Source organism: Agrococcus sp. Ld7 (genome assembly GCF_045064095.1).
In the GTDB taxonomy this organism is placed as follows: Bacteria; Actinomycetota; Actinomycetes; order Actinomycetales; family Microbacteriaceae; genus Agrococcus.
On record NZ_JBISGY010000035.1, the window covers coordinates 69,782 to 86,101 of the forward strand.

Here is a 16,320-nt window from a genome sequence, read left to right on the forward strand (position 1 = left end):
CCGGAGGCCGCCGGCGTCACGAGATCGAGGGTGGATCCGGTCTCGTGACGCGTGCGCCTGCGGCGGACGCTCCTCGACCTGCGGGGGTGGGCGGATCCGGTCTCGTGACGCGTGCGCCTGCGGCGGACGCTCCTCGACCTGCGGGGGTGTGGTCACGAGATCGAGGGCGCCCTCCTACTCGGGGTTCAGGTCGGCGAGCGACTTGTCGGGCCGCAGGCCCCGCCAGACCGGGTGCCGCAGGGCGCCGGACGTCGTCTGCTCGGTGTGCTCCACCTCCGCGATCGCCGCCCGCACCCAGTGCGCCTTCCGCGCGACGTCGGCGGGCAGATCCGCGATCGTCGGTGGCGTCTTCCTCGCCCGCAGCCCGTCGCGCAGCTTGCCGCGCTGCGCATCCGTCAACCCCGTGCCGACGCGCCCCGCGTAGCGCAGCCCGCCGTCCTCGCCCGGCAGCGCCAGCACGAGCGAGCCGACCGTGCCGCTGAGCGCTCCGTTGCCCTCCAACCAGCCGACCACGACGACTTCGCGCGCCCGCACGTGCTTCAGCTTCAGCCAGTCGCGGGAGCGCCTGCCCGACAGGTATCGGCTGTCGACCCGCTTGGCAATGACCCCTTCGAGCTCCCGCTCGGCCGTCGCCTCCAGGATCCGCGCGAGCGAGCCCTCCAGCGGCTTCGAGCGCTTCACGCGGGCGCCCTCCCGCACGAGATCGCCGAGCTGCTCCTGCCGCTCGGTCAGCGGCAGGTCGACGAGCCGCCTCCCGTCCACCTCCAGGGCGTCGAACAGCAGAAGCGTGGCGGGTGCGCGCTCGGCCGCCTTCGCGGCCGCCCGGCCGTCGAGCCCCGCGCGATCCTGCAGCGCCTCGAAGCTCGCCGAGCCCGCCGCCGACCCCGAGCGCCGCAGCACCACGATCTCGCCGTCGAGCACCGCCTCCTCAGCATCGATCGCCGCGGGCAGCGCCGCGACCAGTTCGGGGAACGCAGCCGTGTGCTCCTTGCCGTTCCGGCTCACCAGCCGCACCTCGTCGCCGTGCACCTGCACGATCGCCCGCCAGCCATCCCACTTCAGCTCGAACGACCACTCGCGCTCGTCGTCGATGTCGGATGCCGCACCCGCCTCCGCGAGCATGGGTCGCAGGCGCGTCTTCGCGGCCGCGCTCGCGCCGCGCTCGCGAGCGGCGCGCACCGGCGGCGCGTAGCCCTTCTTGCGGGCATCCCGTACCGGGTCCTGCTCCTTCATGCGGTGCAGCAGCCACTGCCGCGCCTCGGCATCGGTGCGGATGAGCGCGAAGCGATACGGATCGCCGCCGAGGCCTCCGTCGGCGCGCCCGCGCAGCGTGCCGATCACCTCGTCGTCGCGGAACTTCTCCAGCTCGATCTCGCCGGCGTCCCAGATCGCGATCCTCCCGGCGCCGTACTCGCCCTTGGGGATCGTTCCCTCGAAGGATCCGTACTCGAGCGGGTGGTCCTCGGTCTGCACCGCGAGCCGGTTGCCGTCGTTGGCGCCCGGCAGCCCCTTCGGCACCGCCCACGAGACCAGCACCCCGTCCTGCTCGATCCGCAGGTCGTAGTGCAGCCGCCTCGCGTGGTGCTCGTGCACCACCCACGAGTTGCCGTCGCCCTCGGGCGACTGCCCCGCCGCCGGGATCGGCTCCGGGGTGCGGTCGGCCCGACGCAGCCCGCGGTACTTCGCCAGCCGATCCGGCGGCGGGTCGAGCGCGGCGATGAGGTCACCGCCCTGCTCCAGCCGCTCCAGCACCTCCTGGTACTCCAGCTGCCGCAGCCCGCCCGCCGCCAGCTCGTCCCAGGTACGCGGCGCCGCCACCGTCGGCCGCAAACGCCCGCGCAGCGAGTAGGGGGCGACGGTGGTCTTCGACGCGGAGTTCTGGCTCCAGTCGATGAGCACCTTGCCGTGCCGCTTCGCCTTCTTCATGTCGCTCACGACCAGGTCGGGATGCAGCTCCTCGAGCGAGCGCGCCAGCTGGTGCGCGACCTCGCCGGCCTGCTCCGACGTGACGGTGCCATCCAGCCGGGCGTAGAGGTGGATGCCCTTCGAGCCGCTCGTGAGCGGCATCGGATCCAGCCCGATGTCCACGAGCAGCTCGCGCGCCCACAGCGCCACGCGCGCGCAGTCGTCGAGATCGGCGCCCTCGCCCGGGTCGAGGTCGAGCACCAGCCGGTCCGGCCGCCACTGCTCGCCATCGACCACGCGCCACTGCGGCACGTGCAGCTCGAGCGCGCCCATCTGCGCCATCCACGCGAGCACCGCGGGCTCCGACAGCACCGGATACAGCTTCTTGCCGGTCGAGTGCTGCTGCTCGATGGTCGGGATCCAGTCGGGTGCTCCGCGCTCCAGCGCCTTCTGGAAGAACACGTCGCCCGGCAGCGCTGCCGTGCCGACCCCGTCCGGCCAGCGCTTGCGCGTGACGGGGCGCCCGACGGCGTGGGCGATGAGGGGCCCGGATGCGCGCAGCAGGTACTCGAGCACGTCCTGCTTGGTCGTCCCGGTCGCCGGGTACAGCACCTTGTCGGCGTTCGTGAAGCGCAGCGTGCGCCCGCCGACCGTGATGCGCTCGGCCGCCGCCACGTCAGGCCGGCTTCTTCTTGGCCGGCTTCTTCGCGGCCGCGCGCTTGGCTGGCTGCTTCTTGGCCGAGCCGGCGGCATCCGCCTTCTTCTTCGCCACCGAGGCCTGCAGCGCCTCCAGCAGGTCGATGACCTCGCCGCCCTCGTCCTCCTCCTGCTCGCCGAAGGTGGCGGCGGTGTCGAGGGCGTCGCCCTGCTCGAGCTTGGCCTCCACGAGCGTGCGCAGCTGCTGCTGGTACTCGTCGACGTACTGCTCGGGCTCGAAATCGGCCTCGAGGTCTGCCACGATCGAGCGCGCCAGCTCCATCTCGCGCGTGCCGATCCGCACGTCGGTGTCGAGGCTGTCGAAGTCCGCTTGGCGCAGCTCGTCGGCCCAGCGCAGCGTCTGCACCACCAGCACGTCGTCCTGCACGCGCATCGAGGCGAGCCGGGTGCGCTGCCGCAGCGACAGCTTCACGATCGCGGTGCGCTCGGTCTCGGCCAGCACCCGCCGCAGCAGCACGTAGGCCTTCGGGCTCTTCGAGTCGGGCTCGAGGAAGTAGCTGCGGTCGAGCAGCATCGGATCGATCTGCTCGTTCGGCACGAACTCGAGCACCTCGATCTCGCGACTGCGCTCCGCCGGCAGCGCTGCCAGATCCTCTGCGGTGAGCACGACCGTCTGCTCGCCGTCGTCGAAGGCCTTGTCGATGTGCGCGTACTCGACCTTCTTGCCGCACACCTCGCAGTGCCGCTGGTAGCGGATGCGCCCACCATCGGCGTCATGCACCTGATGCAGCTCGAGGTCATGCTCCTCGGTTGCCGAGTACAGCTTGACCGGCACATTCACGAGCCCGAACGTGATCGAGCCCTTCCAGATCGCTCGCATGGTCTCACTGTTCACCACCGGCCTGGGCGTCGCTAGGGGGCATCTCCCAGCATCGCCGCCGAGCCTGATGCCGCCATGGTCACCGCGGCGACCGCTCGCACCCGAGCGCGGCGGTCACGTCAGCAGGTGCGCGCGCAGGAACGCGACCGTCGACTGCCAGGCCGCAGCCGAGGCATCCGCGCTGTAGCGCTTCGCGATCTGCGCGTTCTGGAACCCGTGCACCGATCCCTCGTAGTGCCGCAGCTCGACATTCTCGTAGCCTTCGGCGCTCAGCCGCACGCGGTAGTCCTCCGGGGCCTCGCGGCCGCTCCAGTCGTCGGTCTCGGCGAGCTGGAAGAGCACCGGTGTGCGCGGCCCCGTCTGCATGCCGGGCATGGCGGCGCCGTAGTACGCCACGACCGCCTCGAGCGCTCCGTGCGCCGCATAGCCGAGCGCGAGCGTCGAGCCCATCGAGAAGCCCACGATCGCCGCGCGCTCGCTGCCCTCCGCACGAGCCTCGCCGATCGCCTCGCTGAGGATGCGGTTCGCGCCGTCGATGTCGTCGTAGCGCTCGTTGAGGAGCGCACCCGCCTCGTCATCGTCGGTGGTCGTGCGGCCCTCGTAGAAGTCCGGGACGGCGACGCGGAAACCCTCGCCGGCGAGCGTGGCCGCGAAGTCCTCGATCCACGGGAGCCTGCCGTTCCAGTCGTGCGCCAGCACCACGATCGGATCGCCCGCCGTGCCGTGCCAGCTCGTCGGCGCCTGTGCGCTCGCTCCGGTCTCGCTCATGCTGCCTCCTCGCTCGTGGAGCCGTCGGCTCCGCCGTTGCGCGGCCCAGCCGCGCGTGTTGAGGAGAGGGTAGTCGGCGTCCCCGGGGGTTCCCCTAGGCTGACGGGATGTTCGCCCGGGCAACGGCTCTCGCGCTGTCCTCCCACCCGGGCCCGACAGTCGCCGTCACCGCGCTGTCCGCGGTCCTCGGGGTTGCCGTCGGCATGGCGCCGCTGCGCGTGGTCGCGCTCGCGCTCGCGATCCTCGCCGGGCAGCTCTCGATCGGCTGGTCGAACGACTGGATCGATGCCGAGCGAGACAGGGCCGTCGGCCGCAGCGACAAGCCCGTGGCGCAGGGACTGGTCACGGTCGGCACGGTGCGCGCAGCGGCGCTCGTCGCGTTCGCGGTGTCGGTCGCGATCTCCTTCTGGCTCGGGGTTGGCGCCGGCCTCGCGCACCTCGTGCTCGTGGCGTCCGGATGGGCGTACAACGCGGGTCTCAAGCGCACGGCCTGGTCGGTCGTGCCGTTCATCGTGAGCTTCGGCCTGCTGCCGACCGTCGTCACGCTCGCGCTGCCGGAGCCCGTGGTCGCGGCGCCCTGGGCGATCGCCGTCGGCGCGGTCTTCGGCATCTCGATCCACTTCACGAACGTGCTGCCCGACCTGGCCGACGACGCGCGCACCGGGGTGGTCGGCCTGCCGCATCGGCTGGGCCGAGTGGTCTCGGGCGTCGTCGCCTTCGTCGCGCTCGCCGTCGCGGCCCTGCTCGTGCTCGTGGGGCCGTGGGTGTCCGACGTGCTCGCGGGCGCCGGTGCGACGCCGTCGCCGGTCGCGATCGGCGGGCTCGCGGCATCGCTCGCGATCGCCACGTGGGGCATCGTGCTCGTCGTGCGCCGGCCGCCGAGCCGGCTGCTGTTCCAGCTCGTGATCGTCGCGTCGCTGCTGATCGCCGTGCAGCTGGGGCTGAGCGGCACCCGCCTCATCTCCTGAGCCGGCGCATCATCGCGCGTCAGGACCAGCGCATCGCATAGACCGACGCGAGCAGACCGCTCGCCGGGCTGCGGAGCGCGGCTCGCAGCGCCGCGTTCCGCGCCGCGAGCCGCGCTCCCCGCACCGGCCGGCCGAGCGCCATGTTCAGCTCCGCCTGGCGCGCGGCGCGGCGCGCGCTCGCCGTGCGGCGCGACCCGAACGCGCGCAGCGCCGCGACGTCCGGTGCGCCACGGTGCACGCTCTCGACCAGGATGGGCGCGAGCGCCGCGGCATCCAGCCAGCCCAGATTCATGCCCTGGCCACCGATCGGGCTGATCTCGTGCGCCGCGTCGCCGATGAGCACGACGCGCCCCGCGATCATGCGCCGCGCGAACCGACGCCGCACGCTGAAGGCGCTGAGCATCGTCGCGCTCGCCGCCTCGAGCCCGACGCCCGTGCGCGCGGCGACGAGCTCCGCGAGCCAGGCGGCGCTCGGCTCGGCGGGGTGCGGGGTGTGGACGACGTAGCGGCGCGCCCCGCCCGGCAGCGGGAAGGCCTCGACGACACCGTCCGGCTCCAGGTGCACGAACGCGACGGGCTCGCGTCCGGTGTCGGCGAAGTCGCCCATGACGTAGGTGTCGGGGTAGTCGTAGGCGGGTGCGGCGATGCCGAGCAGCTCGCGCACGGCGCTGCGTGCGCCGTCGGCGCCGATCACGAAGCGGGCGCGCTCCTCGATCAGCGGCGAGCGGGCGACATCCGTCTGGTCGTCGCGCCCGACGGCGCGCACGTGATCGCCGATGTCGAGCAGCGATTCCAGCACGACACCGCGCCGCAGCACCCCTGGCGCGAGCTCGTCGAGCCGCGCCGCGAGCAGCGTCTCGGAGCGCGACTGCGGCAGCGCCGCGACGAACGGGAACCGGGGGTGCGCGCGGTCGAACGCGACCTGCCCGAGCACGCGGTCGCCGCAGCTCGCGATGCCGCGCCGGATCGGCAGCGCCTCGGCGAGCACGGCCTCGGCGATGCCGGCCTGCTCCAGCGCGGCAAGCGAGGGCGGATGGATGCCGATGGCGCGCGACAGGGGAGCGACCGACTGCCGCCGCTCCCACACCGTCACGTCGAGGCCCGCGTCGGCCAGCAGGGTCGCCAGCAGCAGGCCGACCGGGCCGCCGCCGACGATCAGGACGTCACGCATGCGACTGCCCGCGGGGCGGCGTCCAGCGCAGCAGCACGCGGAACGGCACGGCGCTGTCGACGCACCATCCGCCGTCGGCACCGATCGCCCGCAGCGCACCGCGCAGCTCCGGGGCGCGGTAGCTGCGCCGGATCGAGAGGGAGCCGTCGAAGTGCGCGAACGATCGGCGCGCGAGCGGTGTGGTCGCCGCCCGGTAGGCGGCGTAGGCGAGGCCGCTGCGGGCGATGTCGTTGTGGACGACGAGCCGGCGCGCGAGGCGCTCGCTGTCGGCCAGCAGCGCCGCGAGATCCGCCTGGTCGAGGTGGTGCAGCAGGTGGTTCGAGGTGACGATGTCGAATCGCTCCCCGGCTGCGACGAGGTCGGCGCTGCGCGTTCGACGGAACCGCACGTTCGGCACGGGGTCCAGCGCGCTCGCGAAGTCGTGCGCACGCTCGTCCGGATCGATCGCGGTGACGTCGAGCAGCAGGCCGTCGCGCACGGCCCATGCCGCGAGCGCCCGCGGCACGTCGCCGCCGCCGGAGCCGATGTCGAGCAGCGTCGTGGCGCGGGTGGGGGAGAGCGCGGGCCGCAGCTGGCGCGTGTAGATGCGGCGCCATCCCGCGACCAGGCGGTTGATCGGCTGGAACAGCGCGTAGGTGCGGTGCAGCGCATCGACATCGCAGTCGGGGTCGTCCATGAGCTCGCGCTCCACGCGCTCCCGGATCGCCAGGTCGGGCCGGCGCGGAGGGCGGGGGATCGCGCCGGGCACCGGTGCCGTCACGCCGCCAGCTCGTCGCCGGTGATGCGATGGGTGAGCAGCGCGGTCTCGACCGTGAGCCCCGGCCCGAACGCCATCGCGCAGACGAGGTCGCCCTCCGCGCGCTGCGCCTCGCCGTGCAGGATGCGGCGCAGCACGAACAGCACGGTCGCGCTCGAGATGTTGCCGACCGTGCGCAGCGTCTCCCGCGAGGGCTCCAGCTGTGCGTCGGACAGGCCGAGCGTGCTCTGCACCTTGTCGAGGATGCTGCGGCCGCCCGGATGGATCGCCCACCGCGGGATCGCGGCATGCGGCTGGTCCGCGACCGCAGCGGCTGTCTCGAGCAGCGGTGTCAGCGCGCTCACGATGTGCTCCTCGATGATGGACGGCACGTAGCGGCTGAGCACCATCTCGAAGCCGTGGTCGCCGATCGTCCACGCCATGTCCGCCTCCCCGATCGGGGTGATGACGGTCTCGAAGGCGTCGAGGTCGAGGACCGCGGCACCCTTGGGCGCCGGGCGCCCCGTGACGACCGCGGCAGCCGCTCCGTCGGCGAAGACCGATGAGGCGACGATCGTGTCGGGGTCGTCGGAGGATGCCAGGTGCAGCGAGCACAGCTCGACGGAGACCACGAGCACCACGGCATCCGGATCCGCGAGGCAGAACGCGTGGGCCGCGCGGAGCGCCGGGAATGCGGCGTAGCAGCCCATGAAGCCCAGGTGGTACCGCTGCGTGGAGGGCGCCAGCCCGAGCTCGCGGACGATCTGGAAGTCGGGGCCTGGGGCGAAGAAGCCCGTGCACGAGACGGTGATCACGTGCGTGATGTCGGCTGCGTCGAGATCCGGCACCGCATCGAGCGCCGCGTGGGCGGCCGCGAGGAACAGCGCGGGCGAGGTGCCGGTGAACACGTCATTGCGCCTGCCGGTCGCGGGCGAGAGGATCGCGCCCGATGCCGCGTCGTAGAAGGTGACGGGCTCGGCATCCTCGCCCGACTCCTCGACCACCCGACGCGCGTGCTCGGTGCCGAGCTCATCGATCACCGTGTATCGGGTATCGATGCCGGAGGCGTCGAACGCGGCGTGCACCAGACGGCCGCCGAGTCGGCTGAGGTCGGGCTGGCGCGCGAACAGGTCGCGGATCTCGTCCTGCCGCAGCACCGTCGCTGGCACCGCGGTCTCGATGGAGCGGATGGAGATGGGCATACGCGACTGTAACGACCGAACCCTTTGCATTCCCCCGGCGGGAGACCGGAGCAGCGGCGTCGCAACGAGGGTGCTCATCCCAGCCGCACGGGCTAGCGTGTGCGCATGGCACGCGATAGCGGACACGGCTCCGCGGCATCCAAGGCGAAGTCGACGGCCGACGGCGCCACCGACAAGGCGCAGTCTGCTGCCGCGCGCGCGGAGAACCATCCCGCGGCCGACTGGGTGACGACGGCTGGGCAGTTCGCCAACGGCCTCGTGCACATCGTCATCGGCGCGATCGCCCTCGGGATCGCGTTCGGCGATGGCGGCTCCGCCGATCAGGACGGCGCGATGCGAGCGATCCAGCAGACACCGCTCGGTGGCATCGCGATCTGGGCGGTGGCCATCGCGATGCTCCTGCTCGCGGTGCACGCGTTCGTGTCTGCCGTCTCCGAGACTCGCCGCGACAAGCAGGACGCGCTCAAGAGCACCGGTCGCGGGATCGCGTACGCGGCGGTCGGCGTGACCGCCCTCACCGCGGCGCTCGGGAGCGCCAGCGATGGGGAGCAGGGAGCGCAGTCGTTCTCGGCGACGCTCATGGAGCAGCCGTTCGGGCTGTTCCTGGTGGGCGCCGTGGGCGTCGGCATCGCCGCGGTCGGCGTGTTCTTCGTGATCAAGGGCGTGCGGAAGAAGTTCCTCGAGGATGTCTCCCCGCCGGCCCGCTACCGCCGACCGGTCGAGCTGCTCGGCATGGCCGGCTACGCCGCGAAGGGACTCGCGATCGTGATCGTGGGCGTGCTGTTCGTGACCGCGGCGATCACGCACGATCCGGAGCAGGCTGGCGGGCTCGACGGCGCGCTGCAGTCGCTCACCACCGTGCCGGGCGGCGTGATCGCCCTGATCGCGATCGCGGTCGGTCTCATCCTCTACGGCATCTACTGCTTCGCGCGCGGCCTCTGGCACCGCTGACCGCGCCGGATGGCGCGTCCGATCAGACGCGTCGGCCGCGACCGGGGTGGGGCAGGATCGGATTTCGCAGGCGGGCGAGCTGCATCGCGAGCTGCGCCGGGGTCAGGTCCGAGCGCCGCCGAGCAGGTAGGTCGCGGAGCGTCGGCTCGGGGTTCTGCTCGGGGGCATCCACGCGCTGCTCGTGGGTTGCGGCATCCTCGGGCGTCTCCGGGACGTGCGGGTGGTGCTCGACATGGGTGCTGGCGCGCAGGCGCTCGTCGAGCGCGGTGAGATCGTTGCCCGTGGACTGCAGGTCGCGGCCCATCGTCCGGAGCACGCGCACGACCGTCTCGTAGTCCTCGTCGGAGACGGATGCCTCGACGCGGCGGGCCACCTCGTCGGCGCCGATCGATCGGCGGGAGCGCTCGACGGCGGCAGCGGCGAGCTCGACCCAATCCTCGAGTCGGCGATTGCGATTGCGATCCATCGTGCACCTCCTTGCGCACCATCGTCCTCTGTTCCGCTGTGAACTCCACCAGCCTGTCGGCCAGCCGTCGGATTGCATGCCGCATCGTTGACGGTGCGGCGCGAATCGCGTCGGCGGGGCCGGCGGGCCCGCGGTGGCGGCTGGGCGGGCCCGCCGCGGTGCGTGCCGGGCGATACGCTCGCACTCGTGCTGCTCAGCGATCGCGACATCCGTGCCCGGCTCGATTCCGGCTCCCTTGGCCTCGACCCGCTCGAGCTGTCGATGCTCCAGCCCTCCAGCGTCGACGTGCGCCTCGACCGCGGCTTCCGCCTGTTCGACAACCACAAGTACCCGTTCATCGACCCGGCCGAGGATCAGCCGGAGCTGACGAGGCTCGTCGAGGTCGCGAACGACGAGGCATTCATCCTGCACCCGGGGGAGTTCGTGCTCGGCGCCACCTACGAGCGCATCTCGCTGCCCGACGACGTCGCCGCACGGCTGGAGGGGAAGTCGTCGCTCGGACGCCTCGGCCTCCTCACGCACTCGACGGCCGGGTTCATCGATCCCGGGTTCTCCGGTCACGTCACGCTCGAACTGTCGAACGTGTCGACGCTGCCGATCAAGCTGTGGCCCGGCATGAAGATCGGGCAGGTCTGCTACTTCCAGCTCTCCAGCCCCTCCGAGCACCCCTACGGCCAGGGGCCGAACCTCAACCGCTACCAGGGCCAGCGCGGACCGACGGCGTCGCGGTCGTTCCAGAGCTTCCACCGCACGGTGATCCCCACCACAGAGCGCGACTGATGGCGGGCCCGCTGCGGGTCGAGTCGGATGTTTCGAGCGCCCGCTGGGTGCAGGAGGCGCTCCACAACGACGGCACGGTCGCGACGCTCGTGCCGCCGATCTTCGATGCCTACGCGCGCGTCCTGCACCCGGCGACCCTCGAGACGCCGACGGGCACACCCGATCGATGGGGCAACGTGCAGTACGACGCCCGTGAGATCTCGTGGGCCGACGCCGACGCGCTCATCGGCGGTCGCGTCGGCGACGACTCGTGGACGGCCTGGCAGCAGCGCTTCGGCGACGACCACCACGAGCTGCGCGGTGGCCGCCGAGTGCTGGCGCCGCATGTCGGCGACATCCCCATCGGTCTGCTGGCCGACCTCGCATCGGTGCTGCGCGACGAGCACGGCGACGCGGAGGTGCTGGCCGGCGTCTGGGAGGGGAACGGGCTCGACCCGACCGGCTCGAGCTGGTTCATGATCTGGAGCGACGATGAGCCGGCGACGGCCGCCGAGCGCGAGGAGCTGCAGCGCACTGCGCAGCGGCGGCACCGCGAGGAGCAGGTCGCGGCAATCGACCCGCAGGTTGCCGCTGCGCTGCAGCGACAGCACGTGCTCGGGCTCCCGCGGGAGCAGCAGGCGCGCGGCCACGTGCTGCTTCGCACAGAGCTCATCACCTTCACCGATCCGCGGTGGGAGCGCGAGGCGGGCTTGGGCTGGCGTGCGGACTGGCCGTACCAGGGCCGCACACCGAATGCGCTCTGGCCCACAGAGCCTGCCGGCGCCCCCGCGTGGTTCGTCGCGACCGACATGGATCTCGACATCACGCACGTCGGTGGCAGCGCACATCTCATCGGGCGCCTGCTCGGTCACCCCGCCATCGAGGCCGAGCGCGTGCGCGCGACCGACCCGGTGCTCTGACGGGCCCTTCCTTCCCAGCGCGCCGCCCCCGCCACGCCCGCCGCGCCCGCGCCGCGCCCGCCACGGCCGCCGCGCCCGGCCGCGCCCGCCCCGGCGCCGGTACCGAACTGTCGCCGCCACCGCTCGCTGGCGACCAGTCGGTACCGCAGCCGCGCCCGCCGCCGGAGGGGCGGTACCAAGATGTCGCGACCAATCGCAGCAGCCGACCGTTCCGTACCGCAACGCGGTGCCGACCTCAGCCGAGGTCGATGCGCGAGACGGTCGCCGTCGCGGCATCCCAGCGGCGCAACGTCACGCCCTGTGCGTCGATCGGGGGCCCGAGCAGGCGCAGGGCTCCCGGCAGGTCGACCAAGCGGATGCGCCTGGCGAGCGTCACGTGCGGCGTCCAGCGCCCAGGCGCGAAGTGCTCGGCGTCGTCACGCGGCGCGTGCTCGTGCCTCGCGGCGTCCTCTCCCGCGCGTTCGTCGTCGCCGCCGCCGCCCACCGCGACCAGCACCGCGTGCTGCAGCGCGAGCAGCCCTGCAGTCGGCACGATCGACCGCGCGAGCACCCGCCGGTCGCCGTCGCCGAACAGCAGCGGGGGGCCGAGCTGCAGCGGCAGCGGCAGGCTCATCGCGCTCAGGCGGAGCCGACGCGGCACGGGGGTTCTCCGCGCGAGCAGCGTCACGTGCGGACGATTGCTCGCGGCCTCGTGGCCGGCCATGCTCGACATGCCGGCCGCCGCGAGTGCCTCCCACTCGGCGCGGATGCGCGCCTCAGCGGCCTCGTCGAGCAGCAGCTCGATGCTCGTGATGCCGCTCGCCGCGGGTTCCATCTGCCCATGCTCTCGCAACGTCCTGCGACCGTGCCATCTGATCGTCCGCGCTCGTTGCACGGCACAATGGGTCCGGGCGTCGCTGCCGATGCCGCCGAGAGAGAGGCCACGCGATGCCGCAGACGCACGCACCGATGAACGACTCCGACGCGCACCTCGAGCGCACGATCGCGCTCGCAGCGGAGAACGTGCACGACGGCGGCGGGCCATTCGGCGCCCTCGTGGTGACGGCCGAGGGGCGAGCCTTCGAGGGCGTGAACCGCGTCACGGCCTCGAACGACCCGACCGCGCACGCGGAGGTCACGGCGATCCGGGCCGCATGCACGGGGCTCGGCACCTTCGACCTGCACGGCGCCGTGCTCTACACCAGCTGCGAGCCTTGCCCGATGTGCCTGGGCGCCGCGCTCTGGGCGCGCATCGATCGGATCGTCTTCGCGGCCGACCGTCACGACGCGGCCGCGGCGGGCTTCGACGACGCTGCCTTCTACGCCTACTTCGAGGGCGACGACCACCGTGACGCGATGCCGGTGGCCCAGGCCGAGACGGCGGATGCGGTCGCCCCGTTCGACGCCTGGCGTGCCAACGCTGAGCGCACCGCGTACTAGCCGCGTTCCGGTACCGGGTCGTCGCCGGCGACCCCGCGGCCCGACCAGTCGGTACCGGAGCCGTGCGGCGCGAGGCGCCATGCCCTGCACGCGCTGGCGGTTGGCGCACCTCACACCGACACGCCCCGCCGCGCGAGCGCCGATCGGACACGGTGCACCAGCCCTCGAGCGCCATGGCGCAGGTCGTTCTTGGTCACGCGGATGACGATCCATCCGAGCGACTCGAGCAGCTCCTGTCGACGGATGTCCTTCGCCCACTGCACGGGATCGGTCAGGTGATGCTCTCCCTCGTACTCGATCGCGATCATCCACTCCGGGTAGGCGAGGTCGATCACTGCCTGCAGGGTGCCTTGTCTCCACACCTCGAACTGCACCACGGGTTCGGGGAGCCCGGCAGCGACGATCTCGAGTCGCGAGCGCGTCTCCGGAGGCGACTCGGCCCCTGTCCGCGCGCGATCGATTGCAGGGAGGAACGCCGAGGCGCCGCGGAGGCCGTGGCACTGCTCGGCGAAGGCCTGCAGCGCTGAGACGCTGGTGTAGGGCCGCACGGGCAAGCGGAGGCCGTGGTAGATCGGCGACGGCGTGATGAGCGCATCCAGCAGCGTGACGAGGTCATCGCCCCCTGTCTCGCGGGCCAGCATCATCGTGGTGCTGAGCGGATCGAGGATCGGCAGTCCGTCGAGCTCGGTGGAGGTCAGGCGAGTCGCGTCGAACTCGTGCGTGACCACGCCGCGGGCGCGCGTTCTCGTCGTCCCGGCCGGGATGCCGATGGTCAGGGGCTCGGCTCGGCTCCAGAACGTGGAGACGGGCAGGCCCCAGAGCCGCGCGGCGGTGATGCCGGCGAAGACGTGGCCAGGACGCATCCGCTGCCGGTACGCGTCCGCGAGCGCCTGGACGTCCGTCGCCAGGCACGGTGCGCGCACGCCGTGGAACGGTGCCACGAGGTCGGTGCCGCGCAGTCGCCGGGCCGTGACGCCTTCCTCACGAGCGCGCGCCACGGAGAACGGACCGCTCGCGAGCGGCTCGGGCAGCGGAGCGTGACGGACCATGCCGCGCAGTGTGGAGGATCCGCGGCATCGCCCGCCGCGCGGCCGCAGGCGCCTGTGGAGGAGGCGTGCTCGCGCGACCCTGCAGCCCGCCGTGACTCCCGCGACCGCACGCTCTGCCGATCGGCCTGCGGTACGGAGGTGTCGTCTCGAGAGCGCGGAGGCGGCGGTTCGGTACCGGTGCGGGGTGGCACGCCCGGTGGGCGGGCGCGTGCGTTGCGGTACGGAACGGCCGCGTCGGCAGCGACGCGGCGACGCTTCGGTACCGGTGCGGTGGCGGCGAGTCGTCGGCCGCGCGCGTTGCGGTACCGAAGTGTCGGGCTAGGGGCGAGGAGGCGACGATTCGGTACCGGTGGCAGCATCGGCGCCGGTGCCGGTGCCGGTGCCGGTGCCCGCGCCCGCGCCGGTGCCCGCGCCGGGACCCGCGCCAGGACCCGTGCCCGCACCCGCACCCGCACGGTCATCGGTGATGACCGTCGGCCTCGGGTGCACGGGCAGCACGAGCGCGAGGCCCGCGAGCAGCACCAGCACGATGCCGAGGATGCCGAAGCGCGTGTCGCCGGTCACCGAGACGAAGATGCCGAACAGCAGCGGCGCGAGGAACGACACCGCACGCCCCGTGGTGGCGTAGAGCCCGAACATCTCGCCCTCGCGGCCCTCGGGCGTGATGCGCGCCATGAACGAGCGCGACGCCGATTGCACGGGCCCGACGAAGGTCGACAGCGCGAGGCCGAACACCCAGAACATCGACTTGCCCTCGACGAAGAGCACCGCGAGCCCCGACAGCGACAGCACGATGAGCGAGATGACGATGACGATCTTCGGCCCGAAGCGGTCATCCGCCCAGCCGCCGATGAAGGTGCCTGCGCCCGCCGTGACGTTCGCCGCAATGGCGAAGAGGATGACCTCGGTCGCGTCGAAGCCGAACACCGACGAGGCGATGATGGCGCCGAAGGTGAACACGCCGGACAGGCCGTCGCGGAAGATGGCGGACGCGACCAGGAAGAGCAGCGTCTTGGGCGCCGTGCGACCGATGCGGGCAACGGTGCGGAAGAGGATGCGGTACGACTCGATGAGGCCCACGCGAGCGGGCACGGCGCCGGTGGGCGGCAGCTCCGGCACCCGCAGCAGCAGCGGCAGCGCGAAGATCAGGAACCACACGGCGGAGGCGAGCACCGCGAGCCGCACGTCGAGCGCCGCGCCATCGCGCCCGTTCGGCAGCCCGAGCACGCCGCCCGCGTCCGGCGAGGCAATGGGGAAGATGAACAGCACCAGCAGCAGCGCGAGCAGCACGATGCCGCCCACGTACCCCATGCCCCAGCCGTAGCCGGAGGTGCGACCGAGGGAGGCCTTGGTCGAGACCTGGTGCAGCATCGCGTTGTAGTTGACCGAGGCGAACTCGAAGAAGAGGTTGCCGGCGGCCAGCAGCGCGGCGCCCAGCCAGATGTACTCCGGCACGGGCGTGACGAAGAACATGCCGACCATCGCGAGGATCGTGAGCCCCGTGTTCACGGCGACCCACAGCTTGCGTCGCCCGCCGCCGTCCGATCGCTGGCCGATGATGGGGGCGAGCAGCGCGACCAGCAGGCCCGCGATCGCGACCGCCCAGGCGACGACCGAGGCGTTGCCGGCGAGCGCGCGCGTGAGGCCATCGCCGCCGGCGGCGACGATCGCGGGGTCGACGAAGAGGTCGGATGCGATGTACCTGCTGAAGACGAACGTCGTCACGACGGCATTGAACGACGCCGAGCCCCAGTCCCACATCGCCCAGGCCGTGGCGCGGCGGCGCAGCTCCCGCTGCGTGACGGGCTCGACGCCGATCTGCGAGGGCTGCACGAGACCGTCGAGCGGACCGGCGGCGGGCGAGGGGCTGCTGCCGGCGGGCGAGGGCGGCTGCTGCGGGGCGCTCATGGCTCGAGCGTAGGGCTCGCGGGCCGGATCGGGGGAGCGGCGCGGGTGCTCGTGCGGGAACGATGCGAGAATGCCCGCGTGGAGATCACGCAGACCATGCTGCCCGGGGTCGGGATGCGCTACGACATGACGACGGTGAAGGGCGTGCCGCTCTCGCTCGTCGTGCATCGCGAGGGCCACGCCGACGTGTACGTGCTGGGTGCCGAGGATCCGGATGAGGTGCGCTTCGGGCTCTCTCTCAACGAGCACGAGGTGGATGCGCTGGCCGAGTTGCTGGGCGCGGCGAGGATCGCTGAGGGCATGCTCGACGTGACCCGACATGTGCCCGGGCTCGACTCGGCGCGGCTCGTCGTCGAGCCCGGCTCCCCGTTCGCGGCGCAGCCGCTCGGCAGCACCAAGGCGCGCACGCTCACCGGCTGCTCGATCGTCGCCATCGTGCGCGGCGATGATGTGATCGCCGCGCCCGGCCCCGAGGAGCCGCTCTCGGCGGGCGATGCGCTCGTGGTCACCGGTTCATCGGCAGGCATCGACCAGCTGCGCACCCGGCTGCAACCGGCCTGA

Annotated in this window: 16 protein-coding genes; 6 read left to right on the forward strand and 10 right to left on the reverse strand. The window is 72.5% G+C overall.

The window, feature by feature from the left end; genetic code table 11:
* Positions 1 to 174 precede the first annotated feature (174 nt).
* From ACJJVL_RS11995 to ACJJVL_RS12005, 3 genes are all read right to left on the reverse strand, one after another.
* A complete protein-coding gene (locus ACJJVL_RS11995) occupies positions 175 to 2,580 on the reverse strand; it encodes an ATP-dependent DNA ligase (RefSeq protein ID WP_405218937.1) in 2,406 nt (801 codons plus the stop codon).
* 1 nt (position 2,581) lies between these two features.
* The gene (locus tag ACJJVL_RS12000; RefSeq protein WP_405218939.1) at positions 2,582 to 3,442 is read right to left on the reverse strand and encodes a Ku protein; all 861 of its coding nucleotides are present in this window, start codon (positions 3,440 to 3,442) and stop codon (positions 2,582 to 2,584) included.
* Positions 3,443 to 3,556: 114 nt separating this feature from the next.
* Complete coding sequence (locus ACJJVL_RS12005) at positions 3,557 to 4,210, reverse strand: dienelactone hydrolase family protein (protein ID WP_405218941.1); 654 nt, start codon at positions 4,208 to 4,210, stop codon at positions 3,557 to 3,559.
* Between the two features lie 107 nt (positions 4,211 to 4,317).
* On the opposite strand from ACJJVL_RS12005, the gene ACJJVL_RS12010 reads away from it, so the two are divergent.
* Entirely contained in the window at positions 4,318 to 5,178 is an 861-nt protein-coding gene (locus ACJJVL_RS12010; protein ID WP_405218943.1) for a UbiA family prenyltransferase, read from the forward strand.
* 19 nt (positions 5,179 to 5,197) lie between these two features.
* Here ACJJVL_RS12010 and ACJJVL_RS12015 read toward each other — a convergent pair whose 3' ends face one another.
* The 3 genes from ACJJVL_RS12015 to ACJJVL_RS12025 are packed head-to-tail and all read right to left on the reverse strand — an operon-like array spanning position 5,198 to position 8,287.
* The gene (locus ACJJVL_RS12015) at positions 5,198 to 6,349 is read right to left on the reverse strand and encodes an FAD-dependent oxidoreductase (RefSeq protein WP_405218945.1); all 1,152 of its coding nucleotides are present in this window, start codon (positions 6,347 to 6,349) and stop codon (positions 5,198 to 5,200) included.
* Complete coding sequence (locus tag ACJJVL_RS12020; protein ID WP_405218947.1) at positions 6,342 to 7,109, reverse strand: methyltransferase domain-containing protein; 768 nt, start codon at positions 7,107 to 7,109, stop codon at positions 6,342 to 6,344. The genes ACJJVL_RS12015 and ACJJVL_RS12020 overlap by 8 nt, the downstream gene beginning before the upstream one ends.
* Positions 7,106 to 8,287 carry a type III polyketide synthase gene (locus tag ACJJVL_RS12025; RefSeq protein WP_405218949.1) on the reverse strand — a complete coding sequence of 394 codons (1,182 nt, stop codon included), beginning with the start codon at positions 8,285 to 8,287 and terminating at the stop codon, positions 7,106 to 7,108. Before ACJJVL_RS12025 ends, ACJJVL_RS12020 begins: the two co-directional genes overlap by 4 nt.
* Positions 8,288 to 8,392: 105 nt before the next feature.
* Here ACJJVL_RS12025 and ACJJVL_RS12030 point away from each other — a divergent pair, with 105 nt between their 5' ends.
* Positions 8,393 to 9,238: a DUF1206 domain-containing protein gene (locus tag ACJJVL_RS12030; RefSeq protein ID WP_405218951.1), complete on the forward strand. Its 846-nt coding sequence runs from the start codon at positions 8,393 to 8,395 to the stop codon at positions 9,236 to 9,238.
* Positions 9,239 to 9,260: 22 nt separating this feature from the next.
* Here the strand turns inward: ACJJVL_RS12030 and ACJJVL_RS12035 are convergent, their stop codons facing one another.
* Positions 9,261 to 9,704 carry a hypothetical protein gene (locus tag ACJJVL_RS12035; RefSeq protein WP_405218952.1) on the reverse strand — a complete coding sequence of 148 codons (444 nt, stop codon included), beginning with the start codon at positions 9,702 to 9,704 and terminating at the stop codon, positions 9,261 to 9,263.
* Between the two features lie 186 nt (positions 9,705 to 9,890).
* On the opposite strand from ACJJVL_RS12035, the gene dcd reads away from it, so the two are divergent.
* Both dcd and ACJJVL_RS12045 read left to right on the forward strand, forming a co-directional pair.
* Positions 9,891 to 10,484, forward strand: coding sequence for a dCTP deaminase (dcd, locus tag ACJJVL_RS12040; protein WP_405218954.1), 594 nt, complete (start codon positions 9,891 to 9,893; stop codon positions 10,482 to 10,484).
* Complete coding sequence (locus tag ACJJVL_RS12045; RefSeq protein ID WP_405218956.1) at positions 10,484 to 11,383, forward strand: hypothetical protein; 900 nt, start codon at positions 10,484 to 10,486, stop codon at positions 11,381 to 11,383. Before dcd ends, ACJJVL_RS12045 begins: the two co-directional genes overlap by 1 nt.
* A 235-nt stretch (positions 11,384 to 11,618) precedes the next feature.
* Here ACJJVL_RS12045 and ACJJVL_RS12050 read toward each other — a convergent pair whose 3' ends face one another.
* Positions 11,619 to 12,197 carry a 2'-5' RNA ligase family protein gene (locus tag ACJJVL_RS12050; protein ID WP_405218958.1) on the reverse strand — a complete coding sequence of 193 codons (579 nt, stop codon included), beginning with the start codon at positions 12,195 to 12,197 and terminating at the stop codon, positions 11,619 to 11,621.
* Positions 12,198 to 12,310: 113 nt separating this feature from the next.
* On the opposite strand from ACJJVL_RS12050, the gene ACJJVL_RS12055 reads away from it, so the two are divergent.
* Positions 12,311 to 12,802, forward strand: a complete 492-nt coding sequence (locus ACJJVL_RS12055) for a nucleoside deaminase (RefSeq protein ID WP_405218960.1) — start codon at positions 12,311 to 12,313, stop codon at positions 12,800 to 12,802.
* Positions 12,803 to 12,912: 110 nt separating this feature from the next.
* Here ACJJVL_RS12055 and ACJJVL_RS12060 read toward each other — a convergent pair whose 3' ends face one another.
* Both ACJJVL_RS12060 and ACJJVL_RS12065 read right to left on the reverse strand, forming a co-directional pair.
* Positions 12,913 to 13,851: an endonuclease domain-containing protein gene (locus ACJJVL_RS12060; RefSeq protein ID WP_405218962.1), complete on the reverse strand. Its 939-nt coding sequence runs from the start codon at positions 13,849 to 13,851 to the stop codon at positions 12,913 to 12,915.
* Positions 13,852 to 14,169: 318 nt separating this feature from the next.
* Positions 14,170 to 15,759, reverse strand: a complete 1,590-nt coding sequence (locus ACJJVL_RS12065; protein ID WP_405218963.1) for an MFS transporter — start codon at positions 15,757 to 15,759, stop codon at positions 14,170 to 14,172.
* Between the two features lie 78 nt (positions 15,760 to 15,837).
* Here ACJJVL_RS12065 and ACJJVL_RS12070 point away from each other — a divergent pair, with 78 nt between their 5' ends.
* Positions 15,838 to 16,320 carry a cation:proton antiporter regulatory subunit gene (locus tag ACJJVL_RS12070; RefSeq protein ID WP_405218965.1) on the forward strand — a complete coding sequence of 161 codons (483 nt, stop codon included), beginning with the start codon at positions 15,838 to 15,840 and terminating at the stop codon, positions 16,318 to 16,320.